Origin of the sequence: Mesorhizobium sp. M1295, from assembly GCF_040318135.1 — a bacterium.
GTDB lineage: Bacteria > Pseudomonadota > Alphaproteobacteria > Rhizobiales > Rhizobiaceae > Mesorhizobium.
Genome location: NZ_JAMYLU010000027.1, coordinates 35,976 through 57,731 on the forward strand (window position 1 = coordinate 35,976; position 21,756 = coordinate 57,731).

Sequence of the window (21,756 nt, forward strand, 5' to 3'; positions counted from 1 at the left end):
GTCTGCCGGGTTCGACCGTCACGCCGCCCCGGTGCTGGCCATCGCTATCCAAGCCGCCATTGCCCCGGCCACCGTCTCCAGAAGAGCCGAGCGCGACGCGCCGTCGCGCGCCTGGATCGACATGCCGTGCTGTACGGTCGCATAGAAGGTCGCGGCCGTACCGCAGTCGAAATCGGCCGGCAACTCCCCCTCGGCCACGCCACGCTCGAGGCGTCTCAGCAAGGCTTCGCGGTTTTCGGCACGGCGACGGCGCAGATCATCGCAGATGGCGCCGCGGCTCGAGTCCTGGTGCAATGCGCCGAGCGCGATAAGGCAGCCTTGCGGACGGCCGGTCTGCGAATAGGCCCTGGCCGTCTGGCGCAGGAATCGCTCGACCGCCTGGCGTGCGGTCGGCGCCTTTTCCAGCGCAGACCAGATATCGGTGCCTTCCACCTGCGTGTAAAGCTCGGTCGCCTCGAGGAACAGCGCTTCCTTGCTGCCAAAGGCTGCGTAGAGGCTGGGTGAGTTGATGCCCATTGCAGCGGTCAGGTCGCTTATCGACGCGCCCTCATAACCCTTGGCCCAAAACACTTCCATTGCCCGCCGCAAGGCGGCGGTTCGATCGAAGGTGCGGGGGCGGCCTCGTTCCGGCATGGTGTGCTTTCTGTGTTGATCGATACATAATTCAGTTGACGTGGTTCAGCAAGGCTGGCAGATATTTATGTATCAATCACTACAAAATGGAGAAGCAAATGTCATCCAGGAGCTTGAACGGCAAGGCCGCCCTCGTCACCGGCGGCAGCCGCGGCATTGGTGCGGCGATCGCACGAAGGCTCGCGGCCGACGGCGCGGGCGTGGCGATCACCTATGTGAATGGCGAGGAACGGGCGCGTTCGGTGGTCGGGGCAATCGAGGCGGCCGGCGGCCGGGCCTTCGCCATCAAGGCCGACAATCGCGATGCTGCCGCGATCGAGGCGGCAGTCAATGAGGCGGTAAAAGCCTTCGGACGGCTCGATATCCTCGTCAACAGCGCCGGCATCTGGCGCGCTGCGCCGATCGATGCCCTGTCGCTTGCCGACTTCGATGAGACAATGGAGGTCAACCTCAGAGCCCCGTTCGTCGCCGCCAAGGCAGCAGCGGCGCATATGGGCGAGGGTGGCCGAATCATCTCGATCGGCAGCAACCTGGCCGAGCGTGCCACCGATGCCGGCCTGAGCGCCTATTCGGCCAGCAAGGCTGCCTTGGTTGGCCTGACCAAGGCCTTTGCACGCGATCTCGGTCCGCGCGGCATCACCGCCAATGTCGTCCATCCGGGGTCGACGGATACCGACATGAATCCAGCAGGCGGCCCGCACGCCGAGCATCAGCGCCAGAAGATGGCGACGCCTCGCTTCGGCACGGCCGACGAGATCGCCGGCATGGTCGCCTGGCTTGCCGGCCCCGAAGGGCGCTTCGTGACAGGCGCGGCATTGACCATCGACGGCGGCGCCAACGCTTGAGGCTTGGCTCGCGGGCACTACCATTGGTCGGGGGCGAAGGCGGATTGGCTTGACCCGTCACGATGTTGTGAAACCGTTCTGCAACAGACGTTCCGAAATTTATGGAAGCTTAACGAAATCAGTATGAATCAGTATAGTCACGCCTTACATCCGCCATGCGGTGGGCGAGACCGTGAAAGCGGTGCGGAACGGGATCCGGGTTCAACCGGAGCGGGTGATCCATGAAACTCCTTGGAAACAAAGCCACCGTGCTGCCGTTTGCGGTGGCCGTGGCAATGCTGGCCTTCGGCGCGCCGCAGGCTGAAGCACAAGGGTTCTTCGACATGCTTTTCGGCGGCGGCGTCAAGCACGCACCGCCGAAAGGTAACTTTCCCCCGCCACCGTCAAAATACAAGCCGAGGCCCAAGGCGCCGGCCGCTTCCGGTGGTGGCGGTGGTGGTGCGCAAATCAGCAGCCCGTCCTATTACACCTACAAGAGCGATCCGCTGGTGCGCGTCGATTTTTCGGCACTGTCGGCAGCGCCTGAACCGGCAACGCCGCAGGATGCTGCGTTCGAGCCGGCGGCCACCGGGGCTGCATTCCGCGAAGCCATTGCCGGGCTCGACGGCTATGACCTCTATGCCGAGAAGGACATCGCCAAGGCGCTGATCGCCTACTACTCAGCCAATCCGGATTTCATCTGGGTGACGGGAACCAGTCCCAGCAGCCGTGCGCAGGATGCGGTGCGGGTGCTGGGCGAAGCCGCGAGCTACGGCCTGACGCCCGCCGACTACACCGTCGAAATTCCGGCAGCAGGCACATCGGCGGGCGATGCCGATGAACGCCTGAAAGAGCTGGTCCGCTTCGAGATGGCGCTGTCGGCACGCGTCCTGCGCTACGCCCGTGACGCACAAAGCGGCCGCGTCGATCCCAACCGCATGACCGGCTACTACGATTTTCCGCCGAAGCCGCTCGACATGGAAGGGGTGCTGAAGACGCTGGCCCATACCCAGCAAGCTCGCACCTACCTCGAATCGCGGCATCCACAGAACGCCGAGTATCAGGCGCTGCGCGTCGAACTGGAAGCGCTCCAGGCCAGCGCCGAAGACGAAATCACCATCGATCCCAATCTGCTGCTGAAGCCGGGGCAGACCAGCCCCGAGCTGCCGAAGCTTTTGACAAAGATCGCGCGCAATCTCGATGACGAGATGGGCGGCGCCTATGGCGAGGTCCTGGCGAGGCTCGCCACCAGCGAGGTCTACGATCCGGAGCTGGTGCCGGTGATCAAGGCGGTGCAGAAACGGGCCGGCATGAAAGGCGACGGCGTCATCGGCCCACGTACCGTTGCATCGTTGGCCGGAACGTCCAAGGCCGACAGGGTTCAGAAGGTTCGGGTCGCGCTCGAAGAGTTGCGCTGGCTGCCTTCCGACCTCGGCAGCCCGCGTGTCTTCATCAACCAGCCGGCTTTCACCGCGAGCTATATCGACGATGGCGAGGAGAAGCTGAAGACCCGCGCCGTCGTCGGCAGGCCCACCAACCAGACTGCTTTCTTCTATGACCAGATCGAGCAGGTCGACTTCCATCCCTATTGGGGCGTGCCGCAGTCGATCCTGGTCAATGAGATGCTGCCGCGGCTGCGCCGGGATCCGGGCTATCTCGACCGCGCCGGCTATGAGGTGGTCAATGCGCGCGGTAAGCGCATTCCCTCCTCCTCGGTCAATTGGGGCGCCTATGGCGCGAAGATACCCTACGGCGTGCGCCAGCTGCCGAGCGAGGCCAATGCGCTGGGCGAGTTGAAGATATTGTTCCCCAACAAGCACGCCATCTACATGCATGACACGCCGCAGAAGTCGTTTTTCCAGCGCGACATGCGCGCGCTCAGCCATGGCTGCGTGCGCTTGCAGGATCCGCGCGGTATGGCGGCTGCCGTGCTCGGCACCTCGGTCGACTACATCGAGGACAGACTGAAGCTCGGACATTCGACCGAAGACGTGACACGCAAGATCCCGGTCTATGTCGCCTATTTCACCGCATGGCCGGACCTGTCCGGCAATGTCGAATATTTCAACGACGTATACGGCCGCGACACAAGGCTGCAGCAGGCGCTCGACAGCACGGAAGCGGTGCGTTCGCCGGCAAGCTGAGGAATGCGGGTCTAGCGCTGAAAGAGCGGACGCCGGAAGCCGGCCTCGCGCCCGGCGATCAGCCAATAAACCAGGCCGGCGACAACGCCTGCCGCGGCAATGATACCGACATCGGCCCAGCGCTCCGGGTTCGTATCGTCTGGTACACTGGGCCAGATCAGGGCGAAGCCGCCAACCGCAGCCGCGGCGCCGAAGATCATATGCAGCCAAAAACTGCGCAGCGAGAAAAACTCGGCAATCAGTGCGAAGATCAGCGTCTGCAGGCCGGTCAGCACGATCGTCAGAAAATAGATGAACATGCCGAGCGGCGGCAACAGCAGCACCGCGACGGGGGTGACACCCATGACGTCGAAATAATTCGGCGCATTTGGCAGCGAGCTCAGCCCGCCATAGATCGCCGCCACCGCGATCAGCCCAACCAGTACCGCTATGAAATAACCCGCGAGCATCATCAGAAAGCGTTTCAATACGTGCTTTACCGTCGCCATGCCCACCCCCGCGCGCAATGATAGCACTCAGTCAGCCATCAAAGTCATATCTGCGCAAGGGTCTGTCGAAGGCCGGGGGCCTTCGAGGCGCGCTATTTTTTGGAATCTGGACCGTTGGCGGGACAGCTTCATTTCGGCGCGGCTGTCACCGGATCATAGGTGATTTCGACTTTGGCCTTGTCGTTCGTGTAATAAATGACGGTGTAGGCGCCGCTGTCCCAATCGATTTCCTTGATGTAGCGGAAGTCGTCGCGCTGCTCGACTTTGGCAATGATTTCCGACAGCTTCTTGGCATTCTGCGCCGGCACCGGATTGTCGTCCGCGGCAAAGGCCGATCCGCCGACAAGCAGCACGGCGGCCGCCAAAACAAGTCTGGACATGGCTTTCCCTCACATCTCGATCAGCAGAAACTCGTTTCCATGCAGGTTTGTTCCGGGATCGCGGAGCGTTGCGCTACAAGGAGGCACCGTCCGTACCTGATTTATGGCCGCCGAAAAAAGGCGACTGCTTAAAATCATGATGCGTCGCCTCAACATCGCGGCCATAACAGTGCCGACGGTCACTCGGGGGTCTACATGCAAATGCGTCATGCCATCATAATTGTACTTTTCATATCCTCCATCCCGGACGTTTCGATGCCTGTGCAGAAAGCCGAGGCGCTGGAACCTGAACGCTATACAGTCTATTGCGCCGACGACCGTATCGGGGTTTCGTTCTGGGATATCGAGCAGATGAAGGTGCGGGCCGGCTCCAACGTTTGCCAGTTCCAGAGCTATACGAGCTACAGCAGCGCCTTGAATTTCGCCCAAAAGAATTTTGGCGGCGAGGGGGCGACCTGCAGCTGCTAGCCGCTCTGGCTTGAAGGTGTTGCGTTAGGACGAAGCCTTCTGCGCTCACTTCACATCCCCACGCAGATCCGCAAGCGTAGGTTTCTCAGGCTAGAGCTTCCCAGACAGGCGCAAGCATAGAGAGACCTCGCCTTTCCAGCCGTACATCGACATTGGTGAGAAGGTCAGTCCGTATCTTCCTGCCTGCGAAACCTGTGTGACCTGCCACTTCTGGTCGTACTCGGTGAAGTCGTGCTTTTCATCGTCTGGTAGATCAGCCACGCGCCAGAAGACAGGCTCCCGGTATTCCCAATTCTTGCTGTCTTCTTCGGTGCTTGCGTTAGTGGCGCCGCGCATTGCCAGAAACACGAAGGTTCCGGGCTTTGCGATCTTGATTCTGAACTCGTGATCTTTCGAAATCGATGTCCAGCACCCGGTTTCCTTGTCGACCGTGATGGAGATCGGCGATTTCGTCTGCGCCGCAACACTGGCGACAAGAACCCCGAGCAACACGCCTTTCGACAGTAGCCTCTTCATCAAACGCCCCGTTTTGGTCCGCGCGCCGGCCGCTATATTCTGCTTTGAAATATGAGAAGTCGCCCATAGAGGCTGGAAAGGAGAGGACGGCTAAGCAATGCAAATGGTGGGCGATGCAGGGATTGAACCTGCGACCCCACCCGTGTGAAGGGTGTGCTCTCCCGCTGAGCTAATCGCCCGCTCGTTGCCCGAAGGCCAAGCGCGCCGCGATATAAGGGAGGCCGGCCCGCGAAGTCAACCACTTGTCGGTCGGCATCTGGCGGTCCGGACTATGGCCGGCTTCAGCCCTCTGCCGCGGCCATCAGCCCTTGTACCATATCGAGCGTCAGCGAATCGAAATGCGAGATCACCGCCGACGGTTCAAACTCCCGCACATGACGGTCGGTGTAGCCGAAATCGACTGCCACCACCGGAATGCCGGCCGCCTTTGCCGTGTCGATGTCGGTCTGCGAATCACCGACCATCAGTGCACGGTGCGGGTCGCCGCCGGCACGCGCGATGGTCTGCGTGAGATGGCGCGGGTCTGGCTTGCGGAACGGAAAACTGTCCTGGCCGCAGATCGCCGCGAAATGCCTGGTCATGCCGAGCGCCTCGATCAGTGCCACCGAATTGGCCTCGTATTTGTTGGTGCAGATGGCCAGCAGGTACCCGGCCGCCTCGAACCGCGCGATCGCCTCCGGTACGCCCGGGTAGGGGCGCGATTTGCCGGGAATGTTAACGGTGTAATGGTCCAGAAACAGCTTTAGCAGGCGGTCGTGCTCCTCCACTGCCAGCGACCTGTGCTGCGCTGCATGGGCGCGCTCTATCATCACCCGGCCGCCATGGCCGACGAAGCGCTTGAAGCCGGCTTCGTCGACGGCCGTGAGCTGGCTGGCGGCAAGGCTGTGGTTGAGGCTGTCGAGCAGATCCGGCGCCGTGTCGATCAGCGTCCCGTCGAGGTCGAACACGATGATCGGTCGGGTCATGGCCTGTCCTGTGACGATTTGATTGCCGGCAGGCGATAACCGCTGCGGCCCGTTCAGGCAAGCCGGCTTATGCATCGCGGGCAAGGTCCTTTGACCAGCCCGGCAAAAATGCTACGAGCGCCGAAACGAATCTCGGGACCCGGCATGGATGCGAGGCAATTGAAGGTTGAGGCTGCGCGGGCAGCGCTTGCCCATGTCACGGACGGCATGCGGCTCGGCATCGGCACCGGCACGACAGCGGATGAGTTCGTGCGGCTGCTCGCCGACAAGGTCGCCACCGGCCTGACTGTCATCGGCGTGCCGACCTCGGAGCGCACCGCCGTCCTTTGCACCGAGCTTGGTGTGCCGCTGTCGACCCTCGAGGAAACGCCCGAGCTCGACCTCACCATCGACGGCGCCGACGAGATCGATCCGGCGCTGACACTGGTCAAGGGCGGCGGCGGCGCGCTGCTGCGCGAAAAGATCGTCGCGGCGGCCTCCGCCCGCATGATCGTCATCGCCGACAGCTCCAAGATGGTCGAGATGATCGGCCGTTTTCCGCTGCCCATCGAAGTCAACCGATTTGGCCTGCGCGCCACCGAAATTGCAGTTGGCGCAGTGGCTGCAAACCTTGGCCTTTCCGGCCCTGTTACACTGAGGATGACGGGGAGCCAGCCATTTGTTACAGACGGCGGCCATTTTATCCTCGATGCATCTTTTGGCCGCATTCCGGATACAAGAGCGCTTTCGAATGCTCTCCACGCCATTCCGGGCGTGGTCGAGCATGGTCTTTTCATCGGGCTGGCATCAACGGCCATCATAGCCGGCGGCGACGGCATCCAAACCGTCCATGCCGCCCGAAAACCAGGGAGTTTTACCGATCATGATGTTGCATAACCGGGTTGGCCGCTTTTTTGCCATTCTGGCGGCCTCGGCCGTTTTCGCGTTTTCGTCGCCGGCGTTTTCGCAGGATGTCACTGATGCGCATTTGAAGGCGGCGCGCGCCGCGGTCGCGGCGATCCATGCGACGGATACGTTCGACAACATCCTGCCGCAAGCTGCCGCGGCGCTCGAGCAGCAGCTGATCCAGAAGAACCCGGACATGCAGGAACTGATCGCCAAGACGATCAACGAGAAGGCGATGGCCCTGGCATCGCGCCGCGCCGACCTGGAAAAGGAAGCAGCGCTTGCCTATGCAAAAGTGTTCTCGGAAAAGGAGCTCACTGAAATCGCCGCCTTCTACAACTCCGATACCGGCAAGAAGCTGCTCGACAACGGCTCGATCGTGACGCGCGAGCTGGTGAAGGCTGCCGACATCTGGCAGAACGGCCTGGCTCGCGATCTCGCCCAACAGGTAGGCGAGACCCTGGGTGCAGCGGCGAATGCCAAGGCGCCGGCCGCACCTGCCGACGGTGCCGCCCCGGCCGATGGCGCTGCTCCTGCGGACGCGACACCGAATTGATCGCGAACTTCCGAGCGGCCTGACCGCCACTGGACCAGAAAGCCCGGCAAGTCCGGGCTTTTCTTTTGATGGTCGGCAGCCTACCTGTCTCGGTGTTTGAGGGGCAAGGAGTTCAGCCATGGCCGGTTACGACTACGATCTTTTCGTCATCGGCGGCGGCTCCGGCGGGGTGAGGGCGGCGCGCGTCGCGGCAGCACTCGGCAAGCGCGTCGGCATCGCCGAGGAATACCGCTATGGCGGCACCTGTGTGATCCGCGGCTGTGTGCCGAAAAAGCTCTATGTCTATGCCTCGCAATTCCCCGAGCATTTCGCCGACGCCGCCGGCTATGGCTGGACGGTGCCTGAGGCGCGTTTCGACTGGCAGACGCTGGTCGCCAACAAGGATCGCGAAATCAGCCGGCTGGAGGCCATCTACCAGAACAACGTGCAGGGCGCCGGCGGCGAAGTCTTTCACTCACGCGCCGTGCTGGTCGATCCGCATGTGGTGCATCTTCTCGGTGAGGATCGCACCGTTACCGCCGACCAGATCCTGATCGCTACCGGCGGGCGTCCGGCACCGCACCCGGCATTGCCCGGCCATGAGCACTGCATCTTCTCCAACGAGGCCTTCGACCTCAAGGAGCTGCCGAAGGCAATCATGATCGAGGGCGGCGGCTATATCGCCGTCGAATTCGCCAACATCTTTCACGGGCTTGGCGTCGACACGACGCTTGTCTACCGCGGCAAGGAAATCCTCAGCCGTTTCGACATGGACCTCAGACGCATGCTGCACGAGACGATGGAAAAGAAGGGGATAAGAATCCTCTGCCACGCCGTGTCAGAGTGGGTCAGGAAGCGGCCTGACGGCCGGCTCGACGCGCTTGTCACCGGCGGCACGGTGCTGACGGTCGATCAGGTCATGCTCGCCATCGGCCGCATTCCCAATACCGAGAACATGGGCCTGGAAGGCGTCGGCATCGAGATGACCAAGACCGGGGCAATCCAGGTCGACGGATACTCCCGCACCAATATCGACAACATCTGGGCGATCGGTGACGTCACCCACCGCGTGCAATTGACGCCGGTGGCGATCCACGAGGCGATGTGCTTCGTCGAGACCGCCTTCAAGGACAAGCCGACGGCGCCCGACCACGACACGATCGCGACCGCGGTCTTTTCCCAGCCCGAGATCGGCACGGTCGGCCTGTCGGAGGATGAGGCGGCAAAACGCTTTTCGGATCTCGAAATCTACCGCGCCACCTTCCGGCCAATGCGGCACACGCTTTCCGGCCGCGATGAAAAGATGCTGATGAAGCTGGTCGTCGACGGCGCCTCGAAAAGAGTCCTCGGCGCCCACATCCTCGGGCCGGATGCCGGCGAAATGGCGCAGCTTCTCGGCATACCGCTGAAGGCCGGGCTGACCAAGGATGATTTCGATCGTACCATGGCGGTGCATCCGACCGCGGCGGAAGAACTCGTCACCATGTACAAGCCGACTTACCGGGTGAGAGATGGTGAGCGCGTCTGACGCGACAAGAACCCATCGCGGCAACGGGATTGCCGCGATGGAAGTGCGTGAGTTTTTTTACAGCAGCGTTCCGCGCAGGATCACCAGCGCCACAGAAAAATAAATCACCAACCCGGTGACGTCGACCAGCGTGGCGACGAACGGAGCCGATGCGCTGGCCGGATCGAAGCCGATGCGCTTCAGGGCGAACGGCAGCATCGATCCAGACAGCGAGCCGAAGGTGACGATGCCAACCAGCGTGGCGCCGATCGTCATTGCGATCAGCGGCCAGTGGGGGCCGTAGTCGTAGAAGCCGAGATACTGCCAGAGCGCGATGCGGCAAACGCCGACTACGCCAAGGATCGAGCCAAGCACCAGACCAGTCGGCAGCTCGCGCAGGGCCACCCGCCACCAGTCGCCAAGGCCGATTTCGCGCAGCGCCAGCGCCCGGATGACCAGCGAGGTCGCCTGCGAGCCGGAATTGCCGCCGGAGCTCATGATCAATGGAATGAATAGCGTCAGCACGATCGCCTTTTCCAGCTCGCCCTCGTAGCTCTGCATCGCGTTGGCTGTCAGCATCTCACTGACGAACAGCGCGCATAGCCAACCGGCGCGCTTCTGGATCATCGCCAGAAAGCTCATCTTCATGTAGGGCTCATCCAGAGCTTCCATGCCGCCGAAGCGATGCACGTCCTCGGTCGTTTCCTCGATCATCGTGTCGATGATGTCGTCGATGGTGACAATGCCGAGGAGTTTGCCGTTGTCCACGACCGGGACGGCGAGCAGATCGTATTTCGAGATCAGCTGTGCGACCTTCTCGCTATCGGTCAGCGGCGACACGGTAATAGGCGCGCGATCCGGCGCAACCGCCATGATCAGCTCATCCGGCTCACCGGCAATCAGCCGGCGCAAGCTGGTCGAGCGCAACAGGACATGCGTTTTGGGATCGACGATGTAGATCGCATAGACGGTTTCGCGTGTCCGACCCACCTTACGGATGTAATCCAGTGTGCGGGCCACGCTCCAGTCCGGCGGCACGCTGACATATTCGGTCGTCATGAGCGAGGCGGCGCTGCCCTCGGGGTAGCCTAGAATGGCAAGCAGCGTCGCGCGCAGCGGCGGCGCCAGGCACCCAAGCAGTTCGGAACGAGCCGGTTCGTTCAGAGCGCGCAGTATGTCGGCGGCGCGGTCGACCGACATGGCGGCAAGCAGCCTGCCTGCCCTGCTGCGGGGCAGCGCCTCGACCAGTTCGGACGCGCCGTCGAGTTCAGGCTGGTCGAAGATCTCGACCAGCCGCTCGAACGGCACTTCGCAGAGCAGATCCGATGCTGTCTCGCGGGGCTCCTGATTCAAGGCCTCGACGATGTCGGCGACGTGTTCGTTGGCAAGTACGCGAGCGATGGCGATGGCATCGCCGCCCGCAACGGGGGAAAACTCGTTCATGGCTCACTCCTTGCCGTCCGGCAGGACGTGAGCCGGTCAGGTCACGTCAAGCGGACGGCGGTTGCGTTCGACTGTGACTGTCGCCAGGCATGGCGCGGTGACCTTTCTGCTCGCGGGTTCGGGTTGGGATCTCTGCGAGCCGGCGCAACATAGGAGCGCGCCTTGCCGAGTCAATCACGAGAGCGGGTTAAAACGGCGGCAAACCGACTGGATCGCGAGACTGTGATCGGGCTACGTGGCAGGCTGGCTGGATGCCGGCAGTGGTGCCGCGGCTATCTCTGCTTCAGCCGGCGGGGAAAGCGCAGCCATTTGTCCTCGGCCGGCCGCGTCGGCTGCGTGAGGATGGTGGTGAGCTCGACCGGCAAGCTCGGAACCAGCGGCTTCTTGGTGGCGACGCCGTCGGCGATCGCAACCACGCTGTGGTAGAATTCGGTTCCCGCGACCGATCTCGGCGGCGTCGCCTCATGCATGATCGAGATCACGGTTGCGTCGGGGCAATTGTCCTTGATCGCTTGGTGGAAGGCGATCTTTCCATCGGGGTCGAGCGCGCCGGTGGCTTCATCGAGGAACAGCAGTCCCGGTTGCTGCAGCACGATGCGGGCGACGACCAGCTTCTGTTTTTGCCCACCCGAAAGGATCTGATCCCAGATCTTTCCTTCACGGCTCTCATCGGCCAGATGCTCGATGAAGTCGCCGAGGCCGGCCTTGTGCAGGGCGGATGCGACCTGCACGTCGGCGTAATCATGTTCGGAACCGGGCAGGCAGACCAGTTGCTTCAGCGAAACCTGCTGCAACTTCACCTCCTGAGCGGCGTAGAAACTCCTGACCCCTTCCGGGAAGACGATGGTGCCGCGGCCATAAGGCCACAGCCCGTTGATCGCCTTGATCAGCGAGGTCTTGCCGCAACCGGATTCGCCCTTGAGGAACGTCCACTCGCCACGCCGGAAGCGCAAGTTCGCGGCACTCAGGAACGGCGTTGCATCCTCACCCTGATGCGCCAGTTCGAGCTTCTGGATGGTTAGGCCGAAGACCGGGTTCTGACGATCGTAGCGGAAGTCGGACCGGCCGGTCTGCTGGTAGAATTCCTGCGGCTGCTGGACGTTTTCGATCGCGTTTGCGAGTTCGGTCACGCGCTGGCTGTTGGCCCGCAACGTGGCAAGACTTGGCATGACATGGATGAACCACGAACACTTACTGATCAGCGCGTTGACTTGTTCGGAACATGTTATGTAACCCTTGAGGTCGAGGCCGTTGTGGATGAACGGCACCAGGCCAGGCCCGTAAGCGACAATTTTGGCACCGACAAAGTTGTAGACCGATTCGAATCCGGAATAGATGGTGTTGACGATGTTGAACCTCGACCACGTGCTATCGATGTCGAGATAGAGCCGGCCATGTATCGTCTTCTGCACGTTTTCGCCTTGCGAGGCCGCGATATGGAAGCTGCGGCGCAATAACGTGATCAGTTCGCCGCGATAGCTGCCTTCGGCCTTCTGCATCCTGATGTTGAGCGACTCCAGCATTCCGCCGAGTTTGACTGCGATCCAGGTGTTGAACGGCACGTAGAGAGCGACCGCCAGCAGAGCAAGCACGACGCTCCCGTAGGTGCCGAGGAACTCCAGTCCTTTTACCTCCACAGAATTTGCCAACAAAGCTCCACCGACAAAGTAGAGCGAGGTGAAGACACTGAATACGCCCATGGCAAGCCCGATAGCGCCGCCCGTCATATCCTTGATCGATTCCTGCACGCGCTGGTCGATGTTATCGGGCGCTGCCGTGCCGGACGAGCCATGCTGGGCGTGGTAGTGTGAATGGTTGGGGTCGAGTAGCGCCTCATTGAAGCGGCCGTTCAGCCAGCCACGCCATTTGCGATGCAATGTCGCCGATACAAACTTGCAGGTACCTGTGATGCCCATGTCCTTGAGCACGACCAACAGCACGAGCAAACCGGCATTGGTCAGTACTGTCTTGAGCGGCGTGGTATTCGCGGCATCGTGGAAAAAAGCGATCGAAGTCGCCAGCTCTGCCCCAGCCACGGTAAACCAGACGTCGGCTTTGCTGGAGAGCGCGGTGAGCAACGCGATCACCAGTGTCAGCGTCCAGGCTTCCACCCACTTGTCTGAGAACCAGTAGGCCCGCATCAGGCCCCAGAAGCTGCGCATCGACGATACGGGCGTCAGGGGCGACTGCCTTGCGGCACCGCGGAGCCATTTTTCCGATATTGAATGTCGCGTTGGTCTATCGACCCGAATCACTATCCCGCCCAAACGGTTTTTCTTTTGTTACGGACAGTAACACCAATTGATCATTTTCCATTAGCTTTTCTCCAGCCGCAGGTGGATTGGCTGGCCGGCCGTTGCAGTGGAGCAACAGAATGAATGCTCACGGCGCTAAGCTGTCACGTTTCGAGGGGCGGAATATCAACGCAATTTCAAACAGTTACTTGCCCGCCCCAGAGCAGGTAGACACCTTCCCCTAGGGAAGGTCTTCACACAGCTTTGTGAACATAGAAGCGCCGTCCAGCAGTCGATTTTCACAAGCTGAACCGATCTTCAGCCCGCCTTTACGGTCAGGTCCGACCTCGTCGGTGGCCAGAACGTGACCGTATGATTCGTGGTTGAAGCCGCCTTGTCACGAACCCGTAATCAGCCAAGCAATGACTTCTCCGGCACAGTCTAGGATGCGGACCAACATCCATTAGACCATGCTTTTTTAGAGCGCGAACAAAACTGCGTTTGACAATGATGCGCTACGGATCGAACCTGCCGGGGCGCATCCACGTTTGAACCGGGGGGAGTTCTTCATGCTTGCACGGACTTTTTTTGCCGCGATGCTCGCAACATTTGCCTGGCTGCCGCAAACATATGCCGGCAGCCAGACCGTTCCTGCAAACGCCGAGGGGCAGGTCGAGTTCAACACTCCGTCCGGCAATATCGGCTGCATCTATACGCCGAAGGGCGGCACCAGCACCTACGAGCCGCAGGATGGCGGACCGGAGCTGAGCTGTTCGCGTGTCGAGCCCAGCTACATCACCATCATCCTCGGGCCGAAACGCCCGGCGACGCTGATCAAGTATCCGGGCGAGCAAGGCTGCTGCGGCGACGTCACCAAGCTGGCCTACGGCAATAGCTGGAGCAAGGGGCCGTTTTCCTGCCAGTCATCCACCAAGGGATTGACCTGCACCGGCAAGCATGGCCATGGCTTTTTCGTCAGCAAGGCCAAGGTGACGGTGAAATAGTCCGGCTCAGTTGGCCGTTTCCAGCTCGCCGCGTGCCTTGGCCGCTGCAACCTGGCGGATCGCATCGGCAAGCGTATCGGCGTCCTGGGCTCCCATTACGGCATATTTGCCCTCAAGCAGAAAGCACGGCACGCCCGATATGCCCATGCGCGAAGCGGTGGCGATTTCGGTGCGCACCGCCTCGACATCAGCGTCGGTCGGCAGCAGCGTTTCGACCACGGAGGCATCCATGCCGGCCTCGCGGGCGGCTTCGATCAGCACGGCATGATCGCCGAGATTGGCGCCTTCCTCGAAATTCAGCTGGAACAGCCGGCGCACCAGCCGGTTCTGAACGGCCTCGCCGGCAGTCCCGGCCCAGCGAATGAGCCGGTGCGCATCCAGCGTATTGGGCGCGACCTTGATGGCGTCGAAGGCAAAGGAAATCCCTTCAGCCTCGCCCAACGGCTCGATCCGGGCATGGATTTCGCGGATGCGTTGCTCGCTGCCGAATTTCGCCACCATGTAGTCGCGGCGGTTCTTGCCTTCGGGCGGAATCGTCGGGTCGAGCTGGAAGGGCCGCCAGCGGATGTGAACGTCGATATCGACGGCGGCAATCGCCTTGTCGAGCCGTTTCTGGCCGATAAAGCACCAGGGGCAGACGACGTCGGAGACCACATCGACGGTAATCGAGTTCTCGTCGTTCATCTTGATCTCCTGTTCTGAAGAGGTCACTTCGGTTTGCGCCACCAGGTCGGCAACTGATAACCGTATATGGGCGTCTTTTGCGGATGTTCCAGATAGTTCCAATAAGCGAGCCATTGCCGGTTGTTGTGCTGCGTCGGCACCATGTAGTTACCGGAGATCAACAGCCGGTCGAGGACGCGGACGGCGGCGACATAGTCCTCCTTCGAGCGAGCTCTCAACATCGCCTCGATCGCCGCGTCCACCGCCGGATCGGCGACGCCGGCGAGGTTGAACGAGCCTTCGGCCTTGGCGGCAGCGGATCCCCAGCGCCCGGTTTGCTCGATACCGGGCGACAGCGAGTTGTTGAAACCGGTCGAGCCGACCAGCACCTCGAAATCGAAACGCTGCTTGCGCGACTGGATCTGATCACCGTCGAGGCTGCGGATACCGACATCGATGCCGAGCTTCTCAAGCGTGCGCTGATAGATAGCGGCAAGTCGCTCTTCGTCCTGCGAGGCGGTCAGGATCTCGAAACCGAACGGCTTTCCCTCGGGATCGAGCATCGCGCCGTCCTGCACCGTATAGCCTGCGCTCTTCAGCAGCTCGAATGCGGCCTTCAGCACCTTGCGGTCCTGGCCAGAGCCGTCGGTGACAGACGGCCTGTAGGTGCCGTCCATGACATCTGCAGGCACGCGGCCGGGGTAGGGGGCCAGCAGGGCCTTTTCCTTTTCGCTGGCCGGGTGGCCGAGCGCGGAGAGTTCGGAATTCTGCCAAAAGCTCATCGTTCGCGTGTATTTGCCGCCGAATAGATTCTTGTTGGCCCATTCGAAATCGTAGAGCATGCCGAGCGCACGCCGCACGACCGGATTGGAAAATTTCGGCAGCCGCGTGTTGAACAGAAAACCGTTGACCACCGGCGGAATGCCGGTGTCGAAAGTTTCGGCGATGACCTCGCCCCGGTGGAAGGCCGGAAAGTCGAGATCGCGCTCGCGTTTGACCGGGTCGCTGTCGTCGTCGATGGCGCAGATGCCTTTCTTGAACGCTTCCTGCTTGGCGTTGGCGTTGAGGAAATATTCGATGGTGATCTGGTCGTAATTGTCGAAGCCGCGCTTGGACGAAACGTCCTTGCCCCAATAGTCCGGATTGCGCTTGAACACGATGCGCTGGCCGGGCACGACTTGCGCCACCGTGTAAGGGCCGCTGCCGACCACCGGCTTCAGCGTGGTCCTGTCGAATGTGTCCTTGTTGAAAGCGTGTTTCGGGATGATCGGCGTCAGCGCAATGATCAGCGGAAATTCGCGGTCGGCCTTGTCGTTGAAGGTGAAGCGCACGCTGCGGTCGCCGGTCTTTTCGAGCTTGGCAATCGCTTTCATCCGCTGGCTGTAAGGTGGCCGGCCCTTCTCGGTGAAGACGTCATAGGTGAACAACACGTCTTCCGGCGTCACCGGTTCGCCGTCCGACCATTTGGCCCTGGGATCGAGGTGGAATTCGATGCCCTTGCGCTCGGGATCCATGTCGGCGGTATCGGCTAGCAGGCCGTAGAGACTGAAGGCCTCGTCGTAGTTGCGCTGCATCAACGGCTCGAAGACGAGATTGCCAAAGGCTTGATCCATCATGCCGCGCGCCGTCGTGCGCAGGCTTTTCAGGATGAATGGATTCAGATTGTCGAAGCTGCAGACGACGCAATAGGTAATGCTGCCGCCCTTCGGCGCGTCGGGGTTGACGTAGTTGAAATGCTTGTAGTCGGCCGGCAGCGCCGGCTCGCCCTGCATGGCAAGCGCGTGCTTCGGTTCCGACAGGGCCGGTTGCAGGGAAAGGCCGACAAACAACATTGTGGCGATCAGCCAAATGACAACGCGGCCCATGACCGTCTCCTTCCCGATTCGATGCGCAGCATACATGAGCCGGTCGTGCACCGGCCAACCCCCTGAGCCAATCCTTCGGCCAAGATTCGCGAGGCTCGGGCTGGATTCGGCATCGCTTGCAGTGTAACACGCCGTCCGAAGTCATTCTGTTGCCTCATTTCGGCAACAGGTAGCTGGACCACACGGCGCGAAAAAGCCGGTTCCGGGATCATTTGAGAGGAATGCACGACATGACCAGCCTGAACAGCAACGCGTACCGCCTGTCGGTCATGGCCGCTGGCGTGGTCGGCATTCTCGGCGCCGGGATTCCCGCTGCTTCCGCGCAGCAGCAACAGCAGATTCCGCAAGGCTGGTTCAAGGCCTGCACCAAGCAGGAAGACGTCGACATCTGCAATGTCCAGAACATCACCACCGCCGGCAACGGCCAGCTCATCACCGGCGTCAGCCTGATCGAATTGAAGGGCAAGGTGAACCGCAAGGTGTTCCAGGTGACGGTTCCGACCGGCCGGCTGGTTCCTCCCGGCATCGGCCTCCAGATCGACGGCGGCAAGGCGCAGAAGCTCGACTATGTGATCTGCTTCCCGGACCGCTGCGTGGCGGAAGTGCCGCTGACCGATCAGCTCGTCGCATCCTTCAAGAAGGGATCGGCGCTGACACTGACCTCGATCAATTTCCAGAACCAGCCGAATCCGATCAAGATTGCGCTGACCGGCTTCAGCGGCGCCTTCGACGGCCCGCCGCTGCAGCAGTCGGACATCGAGGACCGGCAGAAGAAGCTCCAGGAGTTCGTCGCCAAGAACAACCAGGATTTTGCCAAGAAGCTCAAGGAAGAGCAGGAAAAGGCGAAGGCCGCCAACTGATCGACTGCCGCCAACTGATCGACGGGTTTTCGAACAAACAAAAAGCGGGGTTCATGCCCCGCTTTTTTTGCTGAACCGGCTGATTGTCGGGTCCAGCCATGTCTCAAGCCGGCCAAGTCCTAGCTAAGTCATCAATGTCTCGATTGGTGCTTCGGTTCGTAGCGCCCGTCCGGCCTCTTCTCGAACATCTCACCTATCTGTGGATGCCGGACCGGTTCGCCCGACCGGTCCTCGAGCAAATTCTGCTCGGACACGTAGGCGATGTATTCCGTTTCCGAATTCTCGGCGAGCAGATGATAAAAGGGCTGGTCCTTGCGCGGCCGCACGTCAGCGGGGATCGCCTCGTACCATTCGTCGGTGTTGGCGAATTGCGGGTCGACATCGAAAATGACGCCGCGGAACGGAAACAGCCGGTGGCGAACCACCTGTCCGATCGAGAATTTGGCTGTCTTCATCGCACTCACCACTTGAACTTCTTGGACGCCACGCATCCTGGAACACGCAAGGAACGCTCCAAGACTTTAGACTCTAACGCATCGGTCCGGCAAAGATTGGTCCAGACCTTGCCGTCGACATGTTCGTTATTTGGCGCAGACTCTGCGTCAATTCAATCCCGAAGCGCGTGACGCCGGGTTGAGTTGGCAAGATGCGGAGCAAGGGCGGTACCCAAGATCGCTAGCGCTCAGCCGGTTTTCGCAATCCACCAAAAAATGCCGCAAAACCGCTGCCGGGTCGCAGACCCTCGCGCATAAAAAACGCCCGCAACGGCGCAAACCCTTCAAGCACGCCAAGACCAGCGCTGCGCGCCAACTGGGCCGGCAGCATGTCGGAAAGCAACGACATGTTGAGCAGGTTGACCGCGCTGCTGCGCGCCAGGATGTCCGGCCGCCGCTTGAAATCATAGGTCGCAAGCGCCTTGGCGGCGCCCGGGTCCGAGCGATTTCTGCTTGCGGTACCAATCAGGTCGTCGATGTCCCTGATGCCGAGATTAAGGCCTTGCGCGCCGATTGGGGGAAACACATGGGCGGCTTCGCCGACAAGCGCCACGCGGTGCTGCGCAAACCGCCACGGGCTCACCGCTGAAAGGGGGTAGACCTGTCGGCCGGGCTCAACCGACACGCGGCCCAGCATCGATTGCATCCGCTGTTCGACCCGCGTCGAAAGCTCGGCGTCGTCAAGTGCTGCAAGGTCCCTGGCGGTATCGGGCTCGAGCACCCAGACAAGGCTGGACCGGTTGCCGGGCAGGGGAACCTGTGTGAACGGACCGGTCTCGGTGTGGAATTCGGTCGAAGTAAAGGCATGGTCGCTGCGGTGACCGAAATTGAGCACCAGCGCCGCCTGCGGATAGGATCGGACCGATGTCCGGATGCCGGCTGCCTCGCGGGCCGGCGACTGACGGCCATCGGCGGCAACCGCCAACGACGCCTCAATCTCGCTGCCGTCGGCGAGAACGGCATGGGCATGGTCGGCATCGAGGCGCCATGCCTCCACCATCGACTTTCGCCACTCGATGCCCGCATGCGCGCCGACAGCCTCGGCTAGCGCGCGGTTGAGAACGCTGTTGGGCACGTTCAGTCCGAATTGCTCTTCGTCGATCTCGCTGGCGCGAAAGGTCACTGTCGGGCCGCGGATCAGCCGGCTTGTTGCATCGACGATGCGCATCACCTTGAGCGGCGCTGCGTGCGGCCTGATTCTATCCAGGATCCCGAGCCGTTCTAACATCCTCAGGGCAGGGTTCATCAAGGCTGTCGTCCGGGCATCGGGGCCGGCTGCCTCGGGTCCGACGAGCGTCACCGGAAAGCCGGTCTCGGCAAAGCCAAGCGCCGCGATCAGCCCTGCGGGGCCGCTGCCGGCAACGAGTATCCGTGCTGTTTCCCGATGATCCAAATTCGGCTTCCCGATTGCGAGGTGAGGCCTATCCGACCTGCCGGTCCATATAGGTCAGGTGATGTCGCTTGATCAACGCGGCGATTCGGCCCATTCGGTTGCCATGACCGGCCAACAAGACGATTTCAGCCACCTGGACGGTATCGGCCGTGCGATGGCGAGCGTTGCGCGCAGCCCTCGACTGACGGTGAGCGTTGTTGCTGGCATGGGCATCGCCCTTGCATGGCTCCTTCTCGGCGCAATTGCAGTTCGTGGTGCCGTAAGCCGGCTCCCGGGCACCGATGCACCCGGTGACACTATGCTGAGATATCTGCCGCAACTGCCGCTGCCGGATTTCCTTGCGCGTTTCTTCGCCCTCTGCCTTGCGCCGGCGCCGCTTCACGCAAGCCTAGGCGCGCAAGGCGGGGCACTCACCGCGATGTGGCTGTTGATGGCCATCGCGACCATGCTGCCCTCCGCGGCGCCGATGATCCGGACCTATTGCGAGATCGCAGATACCGCCAGGATCAAGAGGGAGCCGGTCGCCCATCCGTTGGTCCTGGTGGCTGGATATTTAAGCGTCTGGCTTGCCGTCTCGGCAATGTTCGCAGCCCTGACGCTAGCAGTCGATGCATTCGCGTCACCCGGGCAGATGCTCGATCCGGCGGTTGGAATTGCCGGAGCAGCCGCGCTGTCGATCGCTGGTCTCTATCAGTTCAGCTGGCTGAAGGAAGCCTGTCTGGAGAAGTGCAGAAATCCGTTCTCGGTCCTGTTCGCCAACTGGAGCGCCAGGCCCATTCGCATTTTCCGGCTCGGCATGGAGCAGGGCCTGTGGTGCCTTGGATGCTGCTGGGCGCTGATGCTGGTAATGTTTGCCGTCGGCGTGATGAACGTGTTCTGGATGGCGCTCATCGGCCTGTTTAGCCTGGTCGAAAAACAGACGGCAGGCAATCTGCCGACGCGGCTGGCCGGCGCGATACTGCTTGTCTGGGCAGCCACGCTGCTAGTAGTCTCGACATGAGGGGGAGAATTCGATGACAGACCAAAACTGGGCAATGAAGGGAGAGCTCGTCCTCTCCTGCAATTGCACGGTTTTTTGCCCTTGCGTGCTGTCGCTCGGCAATCATCCGCCGACGGAAGGCTATTGCCAGACCTGGGCCGGATTCCGCATCGATGCCGGCCATTTCGGCGAGGTCGACCTGTCTGGTCTCAATCTTGGGCTGATCATGGAAATCCCCGGCTATATGAGCCGCGGCAACTGGACTGCCGGCCTGTTCATCGACAAGCGCGCCTCGGTCTACGCTGTGAAGGCACTGACGAAGATATTCACCGGCAAGGCCGGCGGAACCACATCGCTGCTCTCGATCCTGGTCGGACAGTTCCTCGGCGCCGAGCAGGTGCCGATCACCTACGAGACGCGTGAGAAAACGCGCGTCTTTCAGATACCGAAGATCATCGATGGCGCGGTGACGCCGATCACCGGCAAGGATCGCGACAAGGATACGGTCATCACCAATTCGGAATACTGGATCGCGCCGGAGATCATCGTCGCCAAATCCGACAGGAGCAAAATGCGGGCCTTTGGCCGCAACTGGAACTTTGCCGGCCGCTCGGCCGAAATCTGCAAGCTGGACTGGCGGGGACCGTGAGCAAGAAGACGACGGCCAGGAAAATCGCCGACCGGATTCCGCGGCCGAAGAAGAAAGTCACATGGCCGCAGGCGCGGGCGTTCTCGGTCCATCTCTTGACCGCGTCGGGCTCATTCCTGGCGTTTCTGTCGCTGGTCGCAGCAAGCGAGCAGCGCTGGACGGCGATGTTCTGGTGGCTAGGGCTGGCGCTGTTCGTCGACGGCATCGACGGGCCGATCGCCAGGAAGCTCGACGTCAAGGAAATCCTACCGACATGGTCGGGCGAACTCCTCGACAACATCATCGACTACGTGACCTACGTGCTGATTCCGGCCTTCGCGCTCTATCAGCGCGGCTTCATGGGCGAGCGCTTGTCGTTCCTGTCGGCGGCGATCATCGTGGTGTCGAGCGCAATCTACTATGCCGATACCGGCATGAAGACGAAGGAGAATTTCTTCAAGGGCTTTCCAGTCGTCTGGAACATGGTGGTGTTCACGCTGTTCGTCATCGAACCCGGACAATGGGTTTCCTTCGCCGTGGTCGTGGTGGCCGGCATTCTCACCTTCGTGCCGATCCATTTCATCCATCCGGTGCGGGTGAAGCGGCTGCGGCCAGTCAATCTCGGCATGACGCTGCTTTGGTGTGCTTTCGGCGCGCTGGCGCTGGCGCAGGCCGCGCTTGCCTCCTTCTATGACAAGATCGGCGTGCTGGGCGAGCAGGTCAGCGATTTCATCAAGATCGGAATTACGGTCACCGGGCTTTACCTAGCTTGCATCGGCGCTATCATGCAGTTCTTTCCAAATCTCGGCGCCAAGCCGGACAAGAAAGCCTGATCCCAAGAGAGCCGG

General features: G+C 61.4%; 22 protein-coding genes and 1 tRNA gene. 11 read left to right on the top strand and 12 right to left on the bottom strand.

Going from position 1 to position 21,756, the window contains the following annotated elements:
* Nucleotides 1-18: 18 nt before the first annotated feature.
* Complete coding sequence (locus tag NKH29_RS27715) at nucleotides 19-633, bottom strand: TetR/AcrR family transcriptional regulator (protein WP_023717623.1); 615 nt, start codon at nucleotides 631-633, stop codon at nucleotides 19-21.
* A 98-nt stretch (nucleotides 634-731) separates the two neighbouring features.
* Here NKH29_RS27715 and NKH29_RS27720 point away from each other — a divergent pair, with 98 nt between their 5' ends.
* Entirely contained in the window at nucleotides 732-1,478 is a 747-nt protein-coding gene (locus NKH29_RS27720) for a 3-oxoacyl-ACP reductase family protein (RefSeq protein ID WP_352790022.1), read from the top strand.
* A gap of 221 nt (nucleotides 1,479-1,699) precedes the next feature.
* Complete coding sequence (locus NKH29_RS27725) at nucleotides 1,700-3,601, top strand: L,D-transpeptidase family protein (RefSeq protein WP_352962785.1); 1,902 nt, start codon at nucleotides 1,700-1,702, stop codon at nucleotides 3,599-3,601.
* Nucleotides 3,602-3,612: 11 nt separating this feature from the next.
* On the opposite strand, the gene NKH29_RS27730 is transcribed toward NKH29_RS27725, so the two are convergent.
* Both NKH29_RS27730 and NKH29_RS27735 read right to left on the bottom strand, forming a co-directional pair.
* On the bottom strand, nucleotides 3,613-4,089 hold the full coding sequence (locus NKH29_RS27730) for a hypothetical protein (protein ID WP_353001042.1): 477 nt from the start codon (nucleotides 4,087-4,089) through the stop codon (nucleotides 3,613-3,615).
* Between the two features lie 128 nt (nucleotides 4,090-4,217).
* Nucleotides 4,218-4,469 (bottom strand): PepSY domain-containing protein, encoded by a 252-nt coding sequence (locus NKH29_RS27735; RefSeq protein WP_352494647.1) that lies wholly within the window; start codon nucleotides 4,467-4,469, stop codon nucleotides 4,218-4,220.
* Between the two features lie 255 nt (nucleotides 4,470-4,724).
* Here NKH29_RS27735 and NKH29_RS27740 point away from each other — a divergent pair, with 255 nt between their 5' ends.
* The gene (locus tag NKH29_RS27740) at nucleotides 4,725-4,937 is read left to right on the top strand and encodes a hypothetical protein (protein ID WP_352962791.1); all 213 of its coding nucleotides are present in this window, start codon (nucleotides 4,725-4,727) and stop codon (nucleotides 4,935-4,937) included.
* 90 nt (nucleotides 4,938-5,027) lie between these two features.
* Here NKH29_RS27740 and NKH29_RS27745 read toward each other — a convergent pair whose 3' ends face one another.
* The 3 genes from NKH29_RS27745 to NKH29_RS27755 all read right to left on the bottom strand — a co-directional run bounded on the left by NKH29_RS27745 (nucleotide 5,028) and on the right by NKH29_RS27755 (nucleotide 6,418).
* Nucleotides 5,028-5,453 (bottom strand): hypothetical protein, encoded by a 426-nt coding sequence (locus NKH29_RS27745; RefSeq protein WP_353001043.1) that lies wholly within the window; start codon nucleotides 5,451-5,453, stop codon nucleotides 5,028-5,030.
* A gap of 104 nt (nucleotides 5,454-5,557) precedes the next feature.
* Nucleotides 5,558-5,632, bottom strand: a tRNA-Val gene (locus tag NKH29_RS27750).
* Between the two features lie 102 nt (nucleotides 5,633-5,734).
* A complete protein-coding gene (locus NKH29_RS27755) occupies nucleotides 5,735-6,418 on the bottom strand; it encodes a phosphoglycolate phosphatase (protein WP_352482587.1) in 684 nt (227 codons plus the stop codon).
* 144 nt (nucleotides 6,419-6,562) lie between these two features.
* On the opposite strand from NKH29_RS27755, the gene rpiA reads away from it, so the two are divergent.
* From rpiA to gor, 3 genes are all read left to right on the top strand, one after another.
* Entirely contained in the window at nucleotides 6,563-7,294 is a 732-nt protein-coding gene (gene rpiA / locus NKH29_RS27760; RefSeq protein ID WP_023717615.1) for a ribose-5-phosphate isomerase RpiA, read from the top strand.
* Nucleotides 7,281-7,859 (top strand): DUF2059 domain-containing protein, encoded by a 579-nt coding sequence (locus NKH29_RS27765; RefSeq protein WP_352494650.1) that lies wholly within the window; start codon nucleotides 7,281-7,283, stop codon nucleotides 7,857-7,859. Before rpiA ends, NKH29_RS27765 begins: the two co-directional genes overlap by 14 nt.
* 118 nt (nucleotides 7,860-7,977) lie before the next feature.
* Complete coding sequence (gene gor, locus NKH29_RS27770) at nucleotides 7,978-9,366, top strand: glutathione-disulfide reductase (protein ID WP_352790013.1); 1,389 nt, start codon at nucleotides 7,978-7,980, stop codon at nucleotides 9,364-9,366.
* A 57-nt stretch (nucleotides 9,367-9,423) separates the two neighbouring features.
* On the opposite strand, the gene mgtE is transcribed toward gor, so the two are convergent.
* Nucleotides 9,424-10,788: a magnesium transporter gene (gene mgtE / locus NKH29_RS27775; RefSeq protein ID WP_352962797.1), complete on the bottom strand. Its 1,365-nt coding sequence runs from the start codon at nucleotides 10,786-10,788 to the stop codon at nucleotides 9,424-9,426.
* 272 nt (nucleotides 10,789-11,060) lie between these two features.
* Nucleotides 11,061-12,950, bottom strand: a complete 1,890-nt coding sequence (locus NKH29_RS27780; protein WP_353001044.1) for an ABC transporter ATP-binding protein/permease — start codon at nucleotides 12,948-12,950, stop codon at nucleotides 11,061-11,063.
* A gap of 641 nt (nucleotides 12,951-13,591) precedes the next feature.
* Between NKH29_RS27780 and NKH29_RS27785 the strand changes: the two genes are divergently transcribed.
* Entirely contained in the window at nucleotides 13,592-14,026 is a 435-nt protein-coding gene (locus NKH29_RS27785) for a hypothetical protein (protein ID WP_023717610.1), read from the top strand.
* Between the two features lie 6 nt (nucleotides 14,027-14,032).
* Here the strand turns inward: NKH29_RS27785 and NKH29_RS27790 are convergent, their stop codons facing one another.
* Both NKH29_RS27790 and NKH29_RS27795 read right to left on the bottom strand, forming a co-directional pair.
* On the bottom strand, nucleotides 14,033-14,710 hold the full coding sequence (locus tag NKH29_RS27790; RefSeq protein ID WP_023717609.1) for a DsbA family oxidoreductase: 678 nt from the start codon (nucleotides 14,708-14,710) through the stop codon (nucleotides 14,033-14,035).
* Between the two features lie 23 nt (nucleotides 14,711-14,733).
* Nucleotides 14,734-16,554 (bottom strand): extracellular solute-binding protein, encoded by a 1,821-nt coding sequence (locus NKH29_RS27795; RefSeq protein ID WP_353001045.1) that lies wholly within the window; start codon nucleotides 16,552-16,554, stop codon nucleotides 14,734-14,736.
* 230 nt (nucleotides 16,555-16,784) lie between these two features.
* Here NKH29_RS27795 and NKH29_RS27800 point away from each other — a divergent pair, with 230 nt between their 5' ends.
* Nucleotides 16,785-17,414, top strand: coding sequence for an invasion associated locus B family protein (locus NKH29_RS27800; protein WP_023717607.1), 630 nt, complete (start codon nucleotides 16,785-16,787; stop codon nucleotides 17,412-17,414).
* Nucleotides 17,415-17,545: 131 nt separating this feature from the next.
* On the opposite strand, the gene hspQ is transcribed toward NKH29_RS27800, so the two are convergent.
* Complete coding sequence (gene hspQ / locus NKH29_RS27805) at nucleotides 17,546-17,869, bottom strand: heat shock protein HspQ (protein ID WP_352482577.1); 324 nt, start codon at nucleotides 17,867-17,869, stop codon at nucleotides 17,546-17,548.
* A 220-nt stretch (nucleotides 17,870-18,089) separates the two neighbouring features.
* Entirely contained in the window at nucleotides 18,090-19,301 is a 1,212-nt protein-coding gene (locus NKH29_RS27810; protein ID WP_353001046.1) for a UbiH/UbiF family hydroxylase, read from the bottom strand.
* 61 nt (nucleotides 19,302-19,362) lie between these two features.
* On the opposite strand from NKH29_RS27810, the gene NKH29_RS27815 reads away from it, so the two are divergent.
* The 3 genes from NKH29_RS27815 to pcsA are packed head-to-tail and all read left to right on the top strand — an operon-like array spanning nucleotide 19,363 to nucleotide 21,741.
* Nucleotides 19,363-20,301, top strand: coding sequence for a DUF2182 domain-containing protein (locus tag NKH29_RS27815; RefSeq protein WP_353001047.1), 939 nt, complete (start codon nucleotides 19,363-19,365; stop codon nucleotides 20,299-20,301).
* A 13-nt stretch (nucleotides 20,302-20,314) separates the two neighbouring features.
* Nucleotides 20,315-20,929 carry a DUF1326 domain-containing protein gene (locus NKH29_RS27820; RefSeq protein ID WP_353001048.1) on the top strand — a complete coding sequence of 205 codons (615 nt, stop codon included), beginning with the start codon at nucleotides 20,315-20,317 and terminating at the stop codon, nucleotides 20,927-20,929.
* Nucleotides 20,926-21,741 carry a phosphatidylcholine synthase gene (gene pcsA / locus NKH29_RS27825; RefSeq protein ID WP_352716674.1) on the top strand — a complete coding sequence of 272 codons (816 nt, stop codon included), beginning with the start codon at nucleotides 20,926-20,928 and terminating at the stop codon, nucleotides 21,739-21,741. Before NKH29_RS27820 ends, pcsA begins: the two co-directional genes overlap by 4 nt.
* Nucleotides 21,742-21,756: the final 15 nt, after the last annotated feature.